Genomic DNA, 17,704 nt, shown 5'->3' on the forward strand with positions numbered 1-17,704 from the left:
CAAGTGCATAATCGCACGGAGCCGGATGGGGGGACCTGCCTCTAGCGCGACCAAGCGGTCACGGCACGCGGACGTACGGGAGGGCACACATGGCGTGGCTGCTGGTCATCGTGGCCGGGTTGCTCGAAACAGGCTTCGCCGTGTGTCTGAAGCTGTCGCACGGGTTCACCAGACTCTGGCCGACCATCGCCTTCTGCTGCTTCGCCCTGGGCAGTTTCGGGCTGCTCACCCTGTCGTTGAAGAAGCTCGACGTGGGCCCGGCGTACGCGGTGTGGACCGGCATCGGCGCGGCGGGCACCGCGGTCTACGGGATGGTCTTCCTCGGCGACCTGGTCTCCACGCTGAAGATCGTCTCGATCAGTCTGGTCATCATCGGCGTGGTCGGACTGCAGCTGTCCGGTTCCGCGCACTGAGCTTGAGATTTGACCAATCCAAGATCGACCTGGGGTTGGTTGAATCTCAAGCCAAGGCACGGCACCGGAGCGGATCAGACCGGTTGGCGGTGCAGGACGCCGCGGACGAGTTCGGCGACCCCGCCCTCGCCCGGCGGTGCCGCCACGCACGACAGGGCGAGGCGGAGCACCAGTTCGCAGGTGCGGGCCAGGGCGGCGGTCTCCGCCGTGGGAACGCCGGGCGCGGACAGCAGGGCCACGGCACGGTCGCGGACGATCGCCACGAAGTCGCCGGGCGACGGCAGCAGGCCGTCCGCCCTGCGCTGCGCCGGCACGTCGGAGGGGAACGGCACCGCCGAGAGCGTGGGCGCGGGCAGCCGCTCGCTCCAGCAGCCGGTGAGCATCGCCTTCACCAGCGCGTTGTCACGGGCGGCCGACGCGGTCCACTCGGCGGCGGCGGTGAGCCGTTCGTGCGGGGTGCCGTGGGCGGCGAGGGCGCGCTCGGCGCCGGCGAGATAGCCGTCCGCCTCTCTTCTGACCAGCGCGCGGGCGAGCCCTTCCTTGCTGCCGAACTCGTTGTAGAGCGTCTGCCGGGAGACTCCGGCCGCCGCGGCCACGTCCACCATCCGCACGGTGGACCACGGTCGGCGCGCCAGCGCCGCACGGGCGGCGTCCAGCAGGGACTCCCGCGCTGCAGGCATCATCGCCTCCCTGGGGCGGAGCGGGTCTGCGCCCAGATTTGACGCGGGGGGACGCGCTGTCAAGGGTCTGTGACGCACTGTGCGCGGACAGGGGAGACAGAGCCGCGCCCACCCGCCATGTGCGGCGAGCCGACTCACCCGCGCCGTCACACCCACGCCCCCGGTAGCCCCGTACCCGCCGGGCGGATACCGTGCCTTACATGCCCGACTACCTCGACGATCTGCGCCTGGCCCACGTCCTCGCGGACGCCGCCGACGCCGCGACCATGGACCGCTTCAAGGCCCTCGACCTCAAGGTCGAGACGAAGCCGGACATGACCCCGGTCAGCGAAGCGGACAAGGCGGCGGAAGAACTCATCCGCGGCCAGCTGCAACGCGCCCGCCCCCGCGACGCGGTCCTCGGCGAGGAGTACGGCATCGAGGGCACCGGCCCCCGCCGCTGGGTCGTCGACCCGATCGACGGCACCAAGAACTACGTCCGCGGCGTCCCCGTCTGGGCGACGCTCATCTCGCTGATGGAAGCCTCCGAGGGGGGCTACCAGCCCGTCGTCGGTGTCGTCTCCGCGCCCGCGCTCGGCCGCCGCTGGTGGGCCGCGCAGGGCTACGGCGCCTTCACCGGCCGTAGCCTGACGAAGGCGAGCAGACTGCAGGTCTCGCGCGTGGCGAAGCTCGCGGACGCCTCCTTCGCGTACTCCTCGCTCAGCGGCTGGGAGGAGCAGGGCCGCCTGGACGGCTTCCTGGACCTGACCCGTGCGGTGTGGCGCACGCGCGCGTACGGCGACTTCTGGCCGTACATGATGGTCGCCGAGGGCTCGGTCGACCTCTGCGCCGAACCGGAGCTGTCCCTGTGGGACATGGCCGCGAACGCGATCATCGTCACCGAGGCCGGAGGCACCTTCACCGGCCTGGACGGCCGTCCCGGACCGCACGGCGGCAACGCGGCCGCGTCCAACGGACTGCTGCACGACGAGATGCTGGAGTACCTCAACCGGCGCCGCTGAGAAACCGCCATGTGCCGCGCATGCCTCCAACCGGCCGCGTGCGCCCCCTTGTTGACCCCCGTTTTGCCTGCAACTCTGAGAGTCCCCCTACTTGTGCGTTTGTGCAGTGCTCGACAGGCGCCTCCGGCGCCGGGCATGAACCATCAGGATTCCTCCAGGAGGTGACTCCATCCCATGCTCGTCCGCGACGCCATGAGCACGGTGGTCCTCACCATCGGCCCCGCACACACCCTCCGCCAGGCGGCGGCCCTGATGTCCGCGCGCCGCGTCGGCGCCGCCGTGGTCCACGACCCGGACGCCGGCGGCATCGGCATCCTCACCGAACGCGACATCCTCAACTCCGTCGGCCTGGGCCAGAGCCCGGACACCGAGCACGCCCACGCCCACACCACCACCGACGTGGTGTTCGCCGCCCCGACCTGGACCCTGGAGGAGGCGGCCCGGACCATGACGCACGGCGGCTTCCGGCACCTGATCGTCCTGGACGGCGGCGAACCGGCGGGCATCGTCTCCGTCCGCGACATCATCCGCTGCTGGGCGCCGGCCCGGCAGCGGGCAGGCACCCTCATGGGCTGACGCGCGGCGGCGCCTGCGCGAACGAGGTCCGCACGGGCGCCGCACCGGACCGCAACCATCGATCGAGCCCCCGGCGAGCAACCACGTCCGCGAGAGCGGCGCCGGTTCAGGCGCAAAGGGGGCGCAGGGCCCGGACCTCGGCCTCCAACCGCTTGCCGAAGTCGTCGTCCGCCCGACGGAAGTTGTTGATCGCGCGCTCGGCGATGTCGTCGCGCGAGACCCGGGAGACGGCGCCCGCCAGGTTGTCGACCAGGCGCTCCTTCTCCTCCTCCGTCATCAGACGGTAGAGGTTGCCGGCCTGGACGAAGTCGTTGTCCTCGGCGTGCACCACGCGCTCCGGGATGCGCTCACGGTTGAAGTGGGCGAGCCTTTCCAGGAGGAGCTGGTCCTTGACGAAGAACACCGGGCCGCCGACGCCCGCGGTCTCACTGTTCCGGTTGTCGGCCACCGGAGCACCGGCTTCCGTCGTGAGCGGCCCCTGCGTCGCATCGCCTCCCGGATCGGATTTCTCCGGTCACACCACTTGGCCTGAGCCGAGACCAATCCCATATTGGATAGCGTCTAAGCCGAGTGAGCATCCAAAGTCACACCTGTTCGGAATCTGTTCCCCTGCTGTTAGGCTGGTCTGCATGAGTGACCTTCTGGAACGGCTGCGCGGACGCGGATGGCGTATGACCGCGCAGCGGCGCGTCGTGGCCGAGGTACTCGACGGCGAACACGTCCATCTGACGGCCGACGAGGTCCATGCGCGGGCCGTCGTGAAGCTGCCGGAGATCTCCCGGGCCACCGTCTACAACACGCTGGGCGAGCTGGTCTCCCTCGGTGAGGTCCTCGAGGTGACCACGGACAAGCGCGCCAAGCGGTACGACCCCAACGCGCACCGGCCGCACCACCATCTGATCTGCGCCGGCTGCGGCGCGATCCGTGACGTCCACCCGAGCGGCAACCCGCTGGCCGACCTGCCCGACTCGGAGCGTTTCGGCTTCACGGTCTCAAACGTCGAGGTGACGTACCGCGGCCTGTGCCCGCACTGCGCGGCGGCCTGACCGCGACGACGCTTCCAGGAGACCCCCGGCACCATCGAGGCGCCGGGGGTCTTTTCGCGATGCACGCGTCATGGTGCACGCGGCTGCACCGAAAACACCGAGGGCCGGAATCCTTGATCGGATTCCGGCCCTCGGCCTTCAGTAGCGGGGACAGGATTTGAACCTGCGACCTCTGGGTTATGAGCCCAGCGAGCTACCGAGCTGCTCCACCCCGCGTCGTTGTGATGGCAACAGTACGTGAACGACGGAGAGAGAAGCAAATCGCTCACGGCGACGCGTGCCGCGGCATGCGTCACACTCCGTACGTCACGCCGACAGCTCCTCGCGCAGTGCGTCCCGCAGCCGCGCCGCCCGCTCGACGACCGCCGCCGGCCCCAGCTCCACGGCCCGGTCGGCCCACCGCTGGCCCTCGGTCAGCTCGCCCCGGCGCGCGTAGACCAGGGCGAGCCGGAGCGCCGCCCGTCCGTGCCCGGCGTCGGCGGCCCGCGCCCACCACACGGCGGCCTCCGGCTCGCTGCCCTCCCGGGCGAGCAGCAGCCCCAGGTTGAAGGCGCCGTTGCGGGACCCGGCCTCCGCCGCCGTCCGGTACCAGCGCGCCGCCTCGACCACGTCCCCGCGGGCCGCGGCCAGCATGCCGACCCGTACCTGCGCGCGCCGGTGCCCCTGGGAGGCCGCCCGCTCGTACCACTCCTCGCACTCGGTCTTCTCGTGGAGCGCGGGTTCGCCGAGTTCGTGCGCGGGCGTCGGCGGCCGCCGGGCGTCGAGCAGGGTGGCCAGCCGGTACGCGGCCTCCGCACTGCCGCCGCCGGCCGCGCACCGCAGGTGCCGCTCGGCTGCCCGCTCGTCCCCCGCGCGCAGCCGGGCGATCCCCACCTGCAGCGCCGCCTCCGTGTGCCCGGCGGCCGCCGCCCGCTCGTACCAGCGCAGGGCCTCGGGCTCCAGCTCCCGCCCGGCGTAGAGAATCCCCAGGTTGAACGCGGCGTCGACGCTACCGGCCTCGGCCGCCTTGGAGAACCACGGCTCGGCCCCGCCGGTGTCCCCGACCTGCAGCAGCAGCACGGCCAGCGCGTTCGCCGCCTCCCGGTGCCCGGCGTAGGCCGCGCGCCGGTACCACTGCTCGGCCTGCGCGGTCCGGCCCTGCTCGGCGCAGAGCAGCCCGAGGTTGTAGGCGCCGTTGACGTCGCCCGCGTCCATCGCGGCCCGGTACCACCGCTCGGCGGTCTGCGTCTCGCCGCGCTCGGCGTGCAGCGCGCCCAGCGCGTTCGCCGCGTTGCCGTCGCCGTCCTGCGCGGCCCGCAGCCACCACACGGCGGCGCTCTCGGTGTCGCCGGCGTCCCGCATCAGGAACCCGAGCGCGCAGGCGGCCCGCGCCTCGCCGTCCTTGGCGGAGGTCAGGTACCAGCGGCCGGCCTCCTTGAGCTCTCCGCGCTTCTCCAGGATCGCGCCGAGGTGCAGCGCGGCCCGGCGGTGTCCGCGCGCGGCGGCCTGCCGGTACCACTGCTCGGCCTCCGCCATGCGGCCGGCGCCGTTGCCGCCGGCGGACTCCCCCGCGGCCCGCCGGTCCAGTGCCCGCGCCAGCCGGTACTCGGCCTCCCGGTGGCCCCGTTCGGCGGCGGCCCGCAGCCAGCGCTCGGCTTCGGCGTCCCCGCGGTGCTCCAGCAGGTCGGCGAGCGCGTAGGCGCCGAGGACGTGCCCCTGCTCGGCGGCCTGGCGCAGCCAGTACTCGGCGGCGGGCTCGTCGCCGCGCTCGCGGTGGTGGCGCCCGAGCGCGTGCGCGGCCGCCGCGGATCCGGCGACGGCGGCGATCCGCCACCATCCGGCGGCCTCGTCGGCGTATCCGCGCTGGTGGAGGAGGACTCCCAGGTTGTTGGCGGCGGCGCGGTCACCGGCCGCCGTGGCGGCCCGCAGATGGGGTTCGGCTCCGTCGAGATCGCCGCGGCGCAGCAGCATGGCCCCCAGGACGCTCATGGCCTCGACGTCTCCCGACTCCGCGGCGAGGCGGCGGCGCGCCAGCTCCGCGACCTCGTCGGCGGCCGCCCCGGTCTCGTCCCGGTCCCGGCTTCCCGTCTCCTCAGGATCGGAAGCCCGTACAAATCGCCCTGTCTCGAACAGAGTTGCCTTGTCCCCCATAACGTCCATCGTCGCACCACCTGCAACCTGGGTACACCTGGTATACCGCAGTCAGTGAGGTCACTTCAGCGTTTTGTCGACATGCCCACAGAGAGACAAGTCAAACACAGATCGCCCAACTCCCCACGGCAGCACGGCCGCAGAGCATGTCGGCACATGCGTTCGTACACCGCGAAGGGCCCGGGTCCGTGCTACGGACCCGGGCCCTTCGGCTCGGTCGGAGCGATCAGCCGCCGGTGGGACCGGCGCTCGGACTCTGATCCGGCGCCGGCTTGTTGTCGCCGCTGTCGGCGTTCTTGCCGCTGCCACCGGCCTTCTCTGCCTGCGCCTGTGCGTCCTCGGCCCGCTTCAGCGCGTCCTGAAGGTCCTTCTGCGCCTGGCCGTACGCCTGCCAGTCGCCCTTCTTCAGGGCGGCCTGCCCGTCGTCGAAGGCCTTCTGCGCGTCCTGCAGCGCCTGCTGGACCGTCGGGTTGTCACTCGACGGCGGCGGGGTCTCGCCGGCCCCGGTGTCCGCGGGCGGCGGAGGCGTCGAGCCCGACGTGCCGAAGACCTTGTCCAGGGCTTCGCCGAGGGTGTTCTCGAACGCGGTGACGCCGTCGTAGGTCACCAGCACCTTCCGCATCAGCGGGTACTTGAGCTCACCACCGCGCACGTAGACCGGCTCCACGTAGAGCAGTCCGCCGTCCAGCGGGACGGTCAGCAGGTTGCCGTACTCCAGCTCCGAGTCGCCGCCCCTGATGAGCCGGACGAACTCGGCGATGTTCTGCTGCGAGTTCGAGTTGAACTGGCTCTGCACCTGCTTGGGACCGCCGACCGTGGTGCTCGTCGGCAGCTTCAGGACCCTGATCTGGCCGTAGCCGGGCGTGCCCGCCTCGGCGTCGACCGCCATGAAGGCGCTCATGTTGTCCCGGCCCGTCGGCGTGAACGTCGTCGTCAGCGAGAACGCCTGGGCCTCCTGGTCGGGCATCCTCATGGTCAGGTAGTACGGCGGCACCGCGTTGCCCGACTTGTTGGTCGGGTCGTCCGGCACCTGCCACACCTCACTGCCGCTGAGGAAGGTCTGCGCGTCCTGCACGTGGTAGCGGGTGAGCAGTTCGCGCTGGACCTTGAACAGGTCCTGTGGGTACCGCAGGTGGTCCATCAGCGCCGGCGAGATGTCCTTCTTGGGCTCGACCGTGCCGGGGAACGCCTTCATCCAGGTCTTCAGGACCGGGTCCTTGGTGTCCCACTGGTACAGCTTGACCTCGCCGCTGTAGGCGTCGACGGTCGCCTTCACCGAGTTGCGGATGTAGTTGACCTGGTTCTGCTGGGCCACCACCGCGCGCTGGCTGTTGTTGTACGTCAGCGAGTCGGCCGTGGTGTCACCGAGGGTCGTACGGGAGGCGTACGGGTAGCCGTTCGTCGTCGTGTAGGCGTCGACGATCCACTGGATGCGGCCGTCGACCACCGCCGGGTAGGCGTCGCCGTCGATGGTCAGCCAGGGCGCCACCGCCTCGACGCGCTCCTTGGGCGTGCGGTTGTACAGGACCCGCGAGCCCTCGCCGATCGCGCCGGAGTAGAGGATCTGCGGCTCGCCGAACGCCACCGCGTACGCGGCCCGGTTGACCGGGTTGGAGAGGCTGACGCCGCTGTCGCCCTGGTAGCTGGTGGTCTTCTCACCGCTGTCGTCGGAGTAGTCGACCTCCTTCTGGGGGCCGCCGACGATCGAGTACGTGGTGGTCTTCTCGCCGTAGTAGACCCGCTGTTCGTACTCCCCCAGCTGGCCGGTGGAAGGCAGGTCGGACTCGGTGAAGGACGGCTGGCCGTTGCCGTCGGCCTCGGTGCCCTTGGCCGCGACGACGCCGTAGCCGTGGGTGTAGCGGAAGTGGTTGTTGATCCAGTTCTTCTTCGGGATGCCGTCGAGGTTCAGCTCGCGCAGACCGATGACCGTGTCCTGGACCTTGCCGTCCTTGTCCTTGTAGCGGTCGACGTCCAGGTTGGTCGGGAATCCGTAGAAGTTACGGATCTGCTGGAGTTGCTGGAAGGTCGGCGAGACGACGTTCGGGTCCAGTATGCGGATGCTCGCCGCCTTCTCGACCTCGTCGCGCAGCTTCGTCTTGTCCGCGGTCTGGCTCTTGCCCGCGTACTCGGACACCTTGGTGTCGTCGATGCCGTACGCCTCACGCGTCGCCTTGATGTTCTTCGCGACGTACGGCGCTTCCTTGGCCTGCTCGTTGGGCTGGACCTGGAACTTCTGCACGATCGCCGGGTACAGGCCGCCGATGAGGATGGCCGAGAACACCATCAGGCCGAAGCCGATGACCGGCAGCTGCCAGGTGCGCCGCCACAGGGTGGCGAAGAACAGCAGCGCGCAGATGACCGCGATGCAGAACAGGATCGTCTTGGCCGGCAGATAGGCGTGGGCGTCGACGTACCTCAGGCCCGTCCAGTCGCTGGTCGCCTTGAAGTCGCTGGACTTCACCGCCAGTCCGTACCGGTCCAGCCAGTACGCCACCGCCTTCAGCGTCACGAAGACGCCGAGGAGCACCGAAAGGTGCCCGGTCGCCGCGGCCGTGGCACGCGCGCCGGGGCTGGTGACGCGCAGCCCGCCGTACAGGTAGTGGGTGAGCGCCGCGGCGATCAGGGACAGGATCGCGGTGGCGAAGCCGAAGCCCAGCAGGAACCGGTACCAGGGCAGGTCGAAGGCGTAGAAGGAGACGTCCAGGTTGAACTGCGGGTCCCGCTTGCCGAACGGCACGCCGTTGACCCACATCAGCCAGGTCCGCCACTGGCTCGCGGCGGAGGCGCCGGCGATCAGCCCGACCAGCGCCGTGATGCCGAGCAGCAGCCACTTCTTGTACGGCGCGATGCCCATCCGGTAGCGGTCCAGGCTCTGCTGCTCCATCGACATGGCGCTCAGCGGCGGCCGCAGCCGGTGCGCGAGCCAGACGTTGAGTCCGACCGCGCCCGCCATCAGCAGGCCGAAGACGAAGAACAGGCCGATCTTGGTCCACAGGGTGGTGGTGAACACGGACGAGTAGTGCACCGACCGGTACCACAGCCAGTCCGTCCAGAAGCCCGCGAACATGGCGAACACCATGCCGAGGGCGGCGAGGACGCCCAATGTCATGAGCAGGGTCCTGGCACGCCGGGACGGGCGGCCCACTCTCATCCGCGGCCCTGTCGGGCCTCCGCCGCGGTCCGGCATCTGGAAAGCCAAGGGTGTGCACCTCGAAATTCGCTGTTGGTTGGGTCTCGTTGCGTCAGGCCCCGTATCCATGGACCGTACGGTGCGCCCCCGTCGTCGTGGGCCCACACTTATGCAACTTACTCACCGTTTACTCAGTTCCCGATTCCGGCCGGGAACGAGGCAGGATTGTGACCATGTCCAATACTCCCATGGCAGCGAGCCCGCTCACCCGAGCCGTACTCGAGATCGACGAGTACGCCTCCGGCCTCGGCTGGGACCAGCCCGCTCGCCTCTTCGCCCTCGTAGACACCGCACGGCTGCGGGCCCAGGAACCCGCCCTCGCGGCCCAGCTCGGCCTGGAGGACGAGCAGAGGGCCTCCGGTCTCACCCCGATCGAGCAGGACGAGATTCCGGCGGACCGGCCGCTCGACGAATTCCTGGGCACGATCGCCTGGCCCGACGCGGTGACCGGCTGCGCACTGACCGTGGAGCGCCTGATGCTGCCGCCGTCCGCCGAGGCGCAGGTCCCCGAGGGGCTGGACGGGACGAAGCTGGCGAAGTGGGTGGCGGACCATCCCGAGCGCCAGGAGGTCCGCATGACGGTGGCGGTCCTGCGCGACGGCGCCCGGGAGTCGGCCCTGCGGCTGCGCGAGAAGGACTCCGCCACGGAGGTCCTCACGGGCGCGGACCTGGTGCCGGGGCTGGCGGAGGCGCTGGCGGCGACGTTCGAGGACTGATGGCGCTCGGGGGCTGACGTGATGCTCGGGGGCCGGCGCCGTTCGGGGGCCGATGGTCGCCCGCCGCTTCGAGGGGCGCCGCCCGTCAGCCCCTGACCGTGCATTTCGGCAGGTCGGCGGTGTTGCCGGTGCGGATGTCCTTCAGGGCGGCGAGGGCGTCGCCCATGGTGTTCACCTTCACGAGGGTGAGCCCCGCGGGGGTGTCCCTGGCGGCGGACGCGCAGTTGTCGGCGGGGGTCAGGAAGAACCGGGCGCCCTTGTCGCGCGCGCCGACGGTCTTCATCTCGATGCCGCCGATCGGGCCGACCTTGCCGTTGTCGTCGATCGTCCCGGTGCCGGCCACGAACGTGCCGCCGGTCAGGCTGCCGGGGGTGAGCTTGTCGTAGATGCCGAGGGCGAACATCAGTCCGGCGCTCGGTCCGCCGACGTCGGCGAGCTTGATGTCGATCGTGAACGGGAAGGTGTGATCGGTCCCGGCGGAGATCCCGACGATGGCACGCTTGGCGCCGGCGTCGGTGGACTGCGCCGTGGTGATGGTCACGTCCTTGGTGACGGTCGCCGTCCGGTGCTGCTTCTCGGCGGCGGCCTGCTCCTTGGCGGGCACGATCGTGAAGACGACGTTCTGTCCGGGCTTGTGCCTGGTGACCAGCTTGGCGACGTCGGAGGGCTGCTTGACCGGCGTGCCGTCGACGGCCTTGATGACATCGCCCGCGTGCAGCCTGCCCTGGGCCGGGGTGCCCTTGACGACCGTGGAGACGATCACCCAGGACTGCACCGGGAGGCCGAGCTCCTTCAGGGCGGCGACCTTGGCGCTCTCCTGGGACTGGGTGAACTCCTCGGCGTTCTCCTGCGTCGACTGCTCCTCCGTCTTGCCGTCGGGGTAGAGCGTGTCATGCGGGACGATCTTGTTGTCGTGCGCCAGCCAGCCGTAGAAGGCCTCGACGAAGTTCATCCGGTAGTCGGCGCTGGTGACCCGGACGGTGGTCATGTTGAGATGGCCGTCCGTCGGGTAGGTCTTGCGGCCCGAGATCTGCAGCACCGGCTCGCCGTTGTGCTCGCCGAGAGTGTTGACCGTCGGCCCCGGGGACATCTCCGAGTACGGCACGGGCAGGAAGACCCCCGCGCACAGGAGCGCGAACAGCATCAGGGGGGAGGCGAGCATCGTCGCGGTGCGGCGTGGCATGACTCGACAGTACGGGACGCGTCTGTCGGCGCACCGTCAGGACGGTCCACCTCACGTACTGGAGTGCGACCTCTCCATGGCCTCACGGAACCGGGCGTATCCGTCCAGTTCGGGACCGTCGCTGCGCGCCTTGCGGGTCCGGTTCGCCCAGCTTCCCCAGAGTCCCGCGCCTATCGCAGCCACAAACGGAATCAGCAACCAGGCGAGAGTCGCCATGCCGACCTCCAACCCCAATTGAGCGAGGGCAACTGACTGATCAGCAGATTAACCATCCGCAGTGACAACGCTCACGCCAGGGGTGCGGTTACGCAACCGGAGCTGCGGCGAAAGAGTGCAGGTTCAGCGGGCGCGCGCGTGGATCACAGGGCGCGCGTGGCTCAGCAGGCCCCCACCCGCCCTCCCGTCGCCCGGCCACCACCCCTCAACGACGGCGCTACGCGCCGACCCGCCCTCCCGTCGCCCGGCCACCACCCCTCAACGACGGCGCTACGCGCCGACCCATTCTTCGGTCCCGTCGGAGAACTTCTGGTGCTTCCAGATCGGCACCTCGTGCTTGAGGTCGTCGATCAGCTTCCGGCAGGCCTCGAACGCCTCGCCCCGGTGCGGACACGACACCCCGACCACGACGGCGAGGTCCCCCACCTTCAGATCCCCCACGCGGTGCACGGCCGCCAGCGCCCGCACCGGGTACTCGGCGACGACCTTCTCGGCGATCCGCCGCATCTCCGCCTCCGCACCGGGATGGCAGGAGTACCCGAGCTCGTCGACATCGGCGCCCCCGTCATGGTTCCGCACGGTTCCCACGAACAGCGCGGTCCCACCGGCGGCATCGTCCCCCACGGCCCTGAACACCTCGTCCACGGAGAGCGGGGTCTCCCTGATGCCGATCAGCTTGATGGGCTCGTCGGCGGCGTACTCGCCCGGGTGATCGTAGGTGGCTGCCATGACTCCATCCTGCCGCACACGCTCCCACGGCCGCCCTCAGATCCGCCGCCGCGCCTTCCGGGCCCGCCGTACGACCGCCGCGGCACCCAGCAGTGCGACCGTCGCCCCCGCGGCCCCCGCCGCCGTCGCGTCCTTCCGCCCCAGCCGCCGCCCGGCGACCGTGTGCCGACCGGACACCTCGTCCAGCAGCTCCGCGAGGACCTCCTCGTTCGTCCACTTCGGCCGCCACCCGGCGTCATGCAGCCGGCTCCCGCTCACCACCCACGGGTACATCGTGTACGCCAGGTCCCCCGCCGGAGACGGGGTGAGCCCGATCCGGTGCAGCCGGGCCGCCGCCCCCAGCGCGACCGCCGACGGCAGCTCCATCCGCCGGATCCCGCTGAGCTCCTCGACCTCCTCCTGCTCCAGCCACCCGTCGCACCCCACGGCCAGCTCCCCGTCGACCTTCTCCAGCACGGCGTACTCCAGCGCACCGCACAGGTCCTCCACGTGGCAGAACTGCCACGCGGGCCTCGACCCGGCCACAACAAGCAGCCGAGGCGACTCGAAGTACCTGGTCAGCGCGGTGTCCGTGCCCCCGACCAGCACGGCCGGCCGTACGACGGTGACGTTCAGCCCCGGATGGGCCCGCGGCGCGCGCCGCGCCAGCCGCTCGATCTCCAGCAGGTCCCCGACCCCGGTCGCCTCGGCGGTCGCCCGCAGCTCCGCGTCCTCCGACAGCGGCAGCTCGTTGTCCGGCAGGGCCCCGTACACCATCGCGGAGGTGCAGAGCACCACGCGGCGCACCCCGGCCGCCGCGGCCGCGGTCAGCACGGTCTGCGTCCCCCGGACGTTGTAGGCGGTACGGGCGGCGGCATCGGTCTCCAGGTCGAGGTCGAGCGCCAGGTGCACCACGACGTCCGCGCCGCGCAGCTTGTCCGCGATCGCCGGGTCCCGCACGTCGAGGATGTGCCACTGCGCCGCCGCGCACTCCCCGCGCCGCTCGTCGATGGCGATGACCTGCCTGACCTCGCCGGACTCGGCCAGCTGCTCGGTGAGCAGCGCGCCGACCCCGCTCGCGGCTCCGGTGACCGCGACGACGGGCCCCCGGACGGCGGGAGTGTTTTCATGGTTTCGCGCTGCGCGAACCTGCGGATCTGGGGAACTCACCGGGCGTCTCCAGAGGTTGTGTTCCATACGGGCGCGAAGGACGCGTACGTACCAGGTGGCATCCATCCTGCCGCAGGCGTTCTGTCGGCGAAGCACCGAGGCTCGAACGGCCCTCGGTGTCTACGCTGGGTGGTGTTGTCGGGCAGCCGCGCCGCCGGAGAGAACCGGTGGCCCTACCAGCCGAGGAACCCCGTGAGTGACACCCCATTCGGATTCGGCCTTCCGCCGGAGGAGCCGGACGACGGCGACGAGGGCAAGAAGAAGGACCAGCAGAGCGGTGGTGGGCAGGGACCGGCCAACCCGTTCGGTTTCGGGCTGCCCGGTGCCGGAGGCCTTGGCGGCCCCGGCGCCGACAATCCGCTCGCAGCCATGTTCGGTTCGCTGAACCCCACCGACCTGGGCGCCGCGTTCCAGCAGCTCGGCCAGATGCTCTCCTACGAGGGCGGCCCGGTGAACTGGGACATGGCCAAGCAGATCGCCCGCCAGACGGTCTCCCAGGGCACCCCGGACGGCACGAAGGACGCGAGCGTCGGCCCCGCCGAGCGCACCGCGGTCCAGGACGCCGTCCGCCTGGCCGACCTGTGGCTGGACGACGTGACGTCCCTGCCGTCGGGCGCCGGCTCCGCGGTGGCGTGGTCCCGCGCGGAGTGGGTGGAGGCGACCCTGCCGGCCTGGCAGGAGCTCGTCGACCCGGTCGCCGAGCGCGTCGGCACCGCCATGGGCGACGTGCTGCCGGAGGAGATGCAGGCCATGGCCGGCCCGCTGATCGGCATGATGCGCTCCATGGGCGGCGCCATGTTCGGCACGCAGATCGGGCAGGCCATCGGCGTGCTGGCGGGCGAGGTCGTCGGCTCCACCGACATCGGCCTGCCGCTCGGCCCGGCCGGCCGGGCCGCGCTGCTGCCGGTGAACATCGAGACGTTCGGCAAGGACCTGGGCGTGCCCAAGGACGAGGTGCGGCTGTACCTCGCGCTGCGCGAGGCCGCCCACCAGCGCCTGTTCGCGCATGTGCCGTGGCTGCGCTCGCACCTGTTCGGCGCGGTCGACGGGTACGCGCGCGGGATCAAGGTCGACACCGCGAAGCTGGAGGACGTGGTCGGCCAGTTCGACCCGCAGAACCCCGAGCAGTTGCAGGACGCCCTGCAGCAGGGCATGTTCCAGCCGGAGGACACCCCCGAGCAGAAGGCCGCCCTGGCCCGCCTGGAGACCGCTCTGGCGCTCGTGGAGGGCTGGGTGGACGCCGTGGTGCACGCGGCCGCGAAGCCGCGCCTGTCGTCCGCGGACGCGCTGCGCGAGACGCTGCGCCGCCGCCGTGCCTCGGGCGGCCCGGCCGAGCAGACGTTCGCCACACTGATCGGCCTGGAGCTGCGCCCGCGCCGGCTGCGCGACGCCTCCCGTCTGTGGGCCTCGCTCACCGACGCGCGCGGGGTCGAGGGCCGTGACGCCCTGTGGGCCCACCCGGACATGCTGCCCACGGCCGCCGACCTGGACGACCCGGACGGCTTCGTCCACCGCGAGCACATGGACTTCTCCGAGCTGGACAAGATGCTCGGCGAGGCGGCGGGCGGTGCCGCGCCCAAGCCGGATCTGCGGAAGAAGGACGAGAAGGACGGGAACGCCGAGGACGACAGGGGCGACGACGCCGAGTGAGCCTGTACGACGACGCGGTCCTCGTGCTGAAGGGGTACGAGGACCAGGCGGAGCTGCGCCAGGCCTATCTGGATCATCTGGCGGCGCATCCGGACGGTTTGTGGAAGGCCTGCGGGGACGGCCACATCACGGCGAGCGCCCTGGTGATCGACCCCGAGCGCGGTCGGGTGCTGCTGACCCTGCACAAGAAGATGCGCATGTGGCTGCAGATGGGCGGCCACTGCGAGCCGGGGGACGCCACGCTGTCGGGTGCCGCCCTGCGCGAGGGGAGCGAGGAGTCGGGCATCGAGGGACTGGCCCTGCTGGCCGGCGGGCCGGTCCGTCTGGACCGCCACCACACGCCGTGCGCCTGGCACCTCGACGTCCAGTACGCCGCGATCGCTCCGCCCGGGGCGGTGGCGGCCATCAGCGACGAGTCCCTGGACCTGCGCTGGTTCGCCTACGACGAGGTGGCCGGCGTGGCGGACGAGTCGGTCGTACGGCTGCTGGAGGCGACGCGCGCCAGGCTCTGACGGTGCAGAGGGGTGACCGCTACGGCGGTCGCCCCTCGCACCGTGCCTCGGCTCAGCTCCAGACGTTGTCCTGGTTCTGCCCCCGCGCCCCCTGCCGCCCCATCCCGAACTGCGCGGCGACCCCCTGCCCGATCACCGCGTTCTGCGGCGGCAGCAGCTCGCTGGGCTGGACGAGCGCGTAGCCGCTGCCCATGAAGCTGAGCTCCCAGCCCTCGCCGGTGCTGCCGCGGCGCCGCCACACCCCGGAGGAGTGCGTCTGGGCCTGCATCTGCACCCGCAGGGCGGTGGACCAGGCGACGATCGCGTCGGCGTCGCAGTTGACGTACTTGTCGGGTGTCACCTGCATCAGCAGCGGCGCGCCCGAGGTCATCAGGGCGACCCGGCCGTGGCCGGTGATGTTCAGCTGGTACTTCCCCGAGCCGGAGATGCCGTACATGCTGTCGACGGCGACGACCTCGTGGTACAGCGAGGAGTCCATCGCCAGCACATAGCTGCTGTCGACGGTCAGACCGTCCTGGTCGACGTCCATGATGTGCACGTACTGGGCGAGGTTGGCGAGGTAGACCGTGCCCTGTCCGTGACAGCGCATCAGGTCCAGGCCCTCGCCGGTGTACGCACGCGTGCGTGCCTGACCGCCGGTCTGGTACTCGGCGTCGAACTCGATCATGCCCTGGTAGGCGACCATCGTGCCCTTGCGGGCGAGGACGTCGTCGTGGCCCTCCAGGGTGACGCGCAGCATCTGCTCGTTCTGCAGGCTCCAGCGCTCCTGGGTCTGGGCGTCGTTGAAGGCGAAAAGCGGGCTCTGCATGGTGTTCTGTCTCCCCCTCAGCCGCGGAACCGGAGGCGGTCGGTGCTGTCCTCGCTGGGCTGTACGACGACGATGCCCTGGCCGGAGAAGGCCATCTGGTAGGCCTCGCCGCTGCCCCGGCCGATCAGGGACTGCGCCTTGAAGCTGCGCTTGCCCTTCACCCTCAGGTTCGGCGACCAGGCGACGAGCGCGTCCGGGTCGACGTAGGTCTCGTTCTCGCCGTCGCCGCAGTCGACGACGATCGGCTCGCCCCGGGAGGTCAGCGCGACCCAGCCCTGTCCGGAGATCTTCGTGTTCCACAGGCCCTGACCGGCGAACTTCGCCAGTCCCTTGACCCGTTCGACGCCCCAGGTCAGGCCGGTGTCGAAGGCCAGCAGGTTGGTGGCGTTGACGGAGATCGCGTCACCGGCCAGGTTGATGACGACGACGTTGGCTCCGTAGTCGGCGAGGTAGAGCAGTCCGTCGCCGGAGCACTTCATCAGCGGGGCGCCCTCACCGGTGATCCAGTCGCGCGCGATCTGACGCACGGCGGACGGGCTGGGCTCGTACTGGATGAAGCCCTCGTAGGCGACCATCGACCCCACGCGCGCGAAGAGGTCGTTCCCGGTCTGCATGGCGACCTTCAGCATGTGGCTGCCGTGGTTCTCCATGCGGGCGGTGACGGGTGCGGGGGCGTAGCCCGCGAGCGGCTGGTTCATGACGGGCTCCCTCAGATCTCGTAGGGCTGGACGACGACGAAGTTGCCGGGGGCGGCCCGGAACTGGAGGTTGACGCCCTCTCCGGTGTCGCCCGGGTAGGCGTTGCGGCGCATGCGCACCTGGCTGGAGACGATCACCTGGGCGGCGGCCGACCAGGCGACGACGGCGTTGGAGTCGACGAACGTCGTCGGTGTCACGGGCAGGACGACGGGCGTGCCGTGCGTCTTGACGACGATCGTGCCGGTGCCCTGGAACTGCATGGTGAACAGGGCGCCGCCGGGGATGCCGTGTCCCTCGATGCGGCGGATCTCGTACTGCAGGCTCTCGTCGAAGGCGAGGACGTTCTCGGCGGAGACGCAGAGGGCGTCGCCCTGCAGCTCGACGGGGTGCAGGTGGGTGGAGTCCTCGGCGAAGAACACCTGGCCCTGGCCGGTGCAGCGCATCAGCTGCACCTCCTGGCCGGTGACGTTGCCGGTGATCCGGCCCGCGAAGCCGGCGCCCTTGTAGCTGAAGTCGACCTTGCCCTGGTAGAGCACCATGCTGCCCTGCCGGGCCAGCACCGGCTGGCCTCCCGTGCCGAGGTCGGCGCGGATCAGCTTGCTGTTCTGCAGGGTCCAGCGCTGGCCGGTGGGCGTCTCCCGGTAGAGGTTCAGCGCTCCGGCCACACCGGTGGCCTGGGGAGCTCCCTGCGGGACGCCGTGGGGCGCGCTCCGGCCGGGGAGCGGCTGGTGCCCGTATCCGGGGGGCGGGGGCGGGGCCTGCGGCGCCCAGGGTTGGGCGTAGCCGGAGGGTGGGGGCGGGGTCTGTCCGTGGGAAGGGCCGTACGGCGGCTGCTGGCCGGGGGGTCCGTAGGGTGCGGGGGCCGGAGCGGGCGGCGGGACGGTGCCGCCGGGCGGGGTCATGGGGGCGATGATCGTCGGCGCGGCGTGCACCGAGGGCGCGGGACCCGGGGTCGGGGGCGCGGGCGGCGGCGGGGTGGCTCCCGGGGGCGGCGCGAAGCCCTGCAC

Annotated in this window: 16 protein-coding genes, 1 tRNA gene and 2 pseudogenes; 7 read left to right on the forward strand and 12 right to left on the reverse strand. The window is 71.0% G+C overall.

Going from position 1 to position 17,704, the window contains the following annotated elements; genetic code table 11:
• Positions 1-89: 89 nt before the first annotated feature.
• Positions 90-413 (forward strand): DMT family transporter, encoded by a 324-nt coding sequence (locus tag DEP02_RS10990; RefSeq protein WP_112467157.1) that lies wholly within the window; start codon positions 90-92, stop codon positions 411-413.
• Between the two features lie 74 nt (positions 414-487).
• Here DEP02_RS10990 and DEP02_RS10995 read toward each other — a convergent pair whose 3' ends face one another.
• Positions 488-1,096, reverse strand: a complete 609-nt coding sequence (locus DEP02_RS10995; RefSeq protein WP_112467158.1) for a TetR/AcrR family transcriptional regulator — start codon at positions 1,094-1,096, stop codon at positions 488-490.
• A 197-nt stretch (positions 1,097-1,293) separates the two neighbouring features.
• Here DEP02_RS10995 and hisN point away from each other — a divergent pair, with 197 nt between their 5' ends.
• Together hisN and DEP02_RS11005 are read left to right on the forward strand one after the other, a co-directional pair.
• Positions 1,294-2,094, forward strand: a complete 801-nt coding sequence (gene hisN, locus DEP02_RS11000; protein ID WP_112467159.1) for a histidinol-phosphatase — start codon at positions 1,294-1,296, stop codon at positions 2,092-2,094.
• A 174-nt stretch (positions 2,095-2,268) separates the two neighbouring features.
• A complete protein-coding gene (locus DEP02_RS11005) occupies positions 2,269-2,670 on the forward strand; it encodes a CBS domain-containing protein (protein WP_112467160.1) in 402 nt (133 codons plus the stop codon).
• A gap of 106 nt (positions 2,671-2,776) precedes the next feature.
• On the opposite strand, the pseudogene DEP02_RS34540 reads toward DEP02_RS11005, so the two are convergent.
• A pseudogene (locus DEP02_RS34540) lies at positions 2,777-3,003 on the reverse strand (catalase-related domain-containing protein); the annotation flags it as partial.
• 43 nt (positions 3,004-3,046) lie between these two features.
• A pseudogene (locus DEP02_RS35800) lies at positions 3,047-3,118 on the reverse strand (hypothetical protein); the annotation flags it as partial.
• 181 nt (positions 3,119-3,299) lie between these two features.
• Here DEP02_RS35800 and DEP02_RS11015 point away from each other — a divergent pair.
• A complete protein-coding gene (locus DEP02_RS11015) occupies positions 3,300-3,716 on the forward strand; it encodes a Fur family transcriptional regulator (protein WP_112467162.1) in 417 nt (138 codons plus the stop codon).
• Between the two features lie 142 nt (positions 3,717-3,858).
• Here the strand turns inward: DEP02_RS11015 and DEP02_RS11020 are convergent.
• From DEP02_RS11020 to DEP02_RS11030, 3 genes are all read right to left on the reverse strand, one after another.
• A tRNA-Met gene (locus DEP02_RS11020) sits at positions 3,859-3,932 on the reverse strand.
• A 90-nt stretch (positions 3,933-4,022) separates the two neighbouring features.
• The gene (locus DEP02_RS11025; RefSeq protein WP_112467163.1) at positions 4,023-5,855 is read right to left on the reverse strand and encodes a tetratricopeptide repeat protein; all 1,833 of its coding nucleotides are present in this window, start codon (positions 5,853-5,855) and stop codon (positions 4,023-4,025) included.
• Positions 5,856-6,072: 217 nt separating this feature from the next.
• The gene (locus tag DEP02_RS11030; RefSeq protein ID WP_112467164.1) at positions 6,073-9,033 is read right to left on the reverse strand and encodes a UPF0182 family membrane protein; all 2,961 of its coding nucleotides are present in this window, start codon (positions 9,031-9,033) and stop codon (positions 6,073-6,075) included.
• A 176-nt stretch (positions 9,034-9,209) separates the two neighbouring features.
• Here DEP02_RS11030 and DEP02_RS11035 point away from each other — a divergent pair, with 176 nt between their 5' ends.
• Complete coding sequence (locus tag DEP02_RS11035; protein WP_112467165.1) at positions 9,210-9,752, forward strand: PPA1309 family protein; 543 nt, start codon at positions 9,210-9,212, stop codon at positions 9,750-9,752.
• 85 nt (positions 9,753-9,837) lie between these two features.
• Here the strand turns inward: DEP02_RS11035 and DEP02_RS11040 are convergent, their stop codons facing one another.
• From DEP02_RS11040 to DEP02_RS11055, 3 genes are all read right to left on the reverse strand, one after another.
• Entirely contained in the window at positions 9,838-10,935 is a 1,098-nt protein-coding gene (locus tag DEP02_RS11040) for a YlbL family protein (RefSeq protein ID WP_112467166.1), read from the reverse strand.
• A 486-nt stretch (positions 10,936-11,421) separates the two neighbouring features.
• Positions 11,422-11,880, reverse strand: a complete 459-nt coding sequence (locus DEP02_RS11050) for a molybdenum cofactor biosynthesis protein MoaE (RefSeq protein WP_112467168.1) — start codon at positions 11,878-11,880, stop codon at positions 11,422-11,424.
• Between the two features lie 36 nt (positions 11,881-11,916).
• Positions 11,917-13,029, reverse strand: a complete 1,113-nt coding sequence (locus DEP02_RS11055; protein ID WP_112467169.1) for an SDR family oxidoreductase — start codon at positions 13,027-13,029, stop codon at positions 11,917-11,919.
• A 192-nt stretch (positions 13,030-13,221) separates the two neighbouring features.
• Here DEP02_RS11055 and DEP02_RS11060 point away from each other — a divergent pair, with 192 nt between their 5' ends.
• Positions 13,222-14,679: a zinc-dependent metalloprotease gene (locus DEP02_RS11060; RefSeq protein WP_112467170.1), complete on the forward strand. Its 1,458-nt coding sequence runs from the start codon at positions 13,222-13,224 to the stop codon at positions 14,677-14,679.
• Positions 14,676-15,191, forward strand: coding sequence for an NUDIX hydrolase (locus DEP02_RS11065; protein ID WP_112467171.1), 516 nt, complete (start codon positions 14,676-14,678; stop codon positions 15,189-15,191). Before DEP02_RS11060 ends, DEP02_RS11065 begins: the two co-directional genes overlap by 4 nt.
• A gap of 52 nt (positions 15,192-15,243) precedes the next feature.
• Here DEP02_RS11065 and DEP02_RS11070 read toward each other — a convergent pair whose 3' ends face one another.
• The 3 genes from DEP02_RS11070 to DEP02_RS11080 all read right to left on the reverse strand — a co-directional run.
• Entirely contained in the window at positions 15,244-15,999 is a 756-nt protein-coding gene (locus tag DEP02_RS11070) for an AIM24 family protein (RefSeq protein ID WP_112467172.1), read from the reverse strand.
• 17 nt (positions 16,000-16,016) lie between these two features.
• The gene (locus DEP02_RS11075; RefSeq protein ID WP_112467173.1) at positions 16,017-16,697 is read right to left on the reverse strand and encodes an AIM24 family protein; all 681 of its coding nucleotides are present in this window, start codon (positions 16,695-16,697) and stop codon (positions 16,017-16,019) included.
• An 11-nt stretch (positions 16,698-16,708) separates the two neighbouring features.
• Positions 16,709-17,704, reverse strand: a 996-nt coding sequence (locus DEP02_RS11080; protein WP_198668381.1) for an AIM24 family protein, incomplete at its 5' end; no start/stop codon positions are given.

The sequence above is a fragment of the Streptomyces triticisoli genome, assembly GCF_003270085.1.
Classification (GTDB): domain Bacteria; phylum Actinomycetota; class Actinomycetes; order Streptomycetales; family Streptomycetaceae; genus Streptomyces; species Streptomyces triticisoli.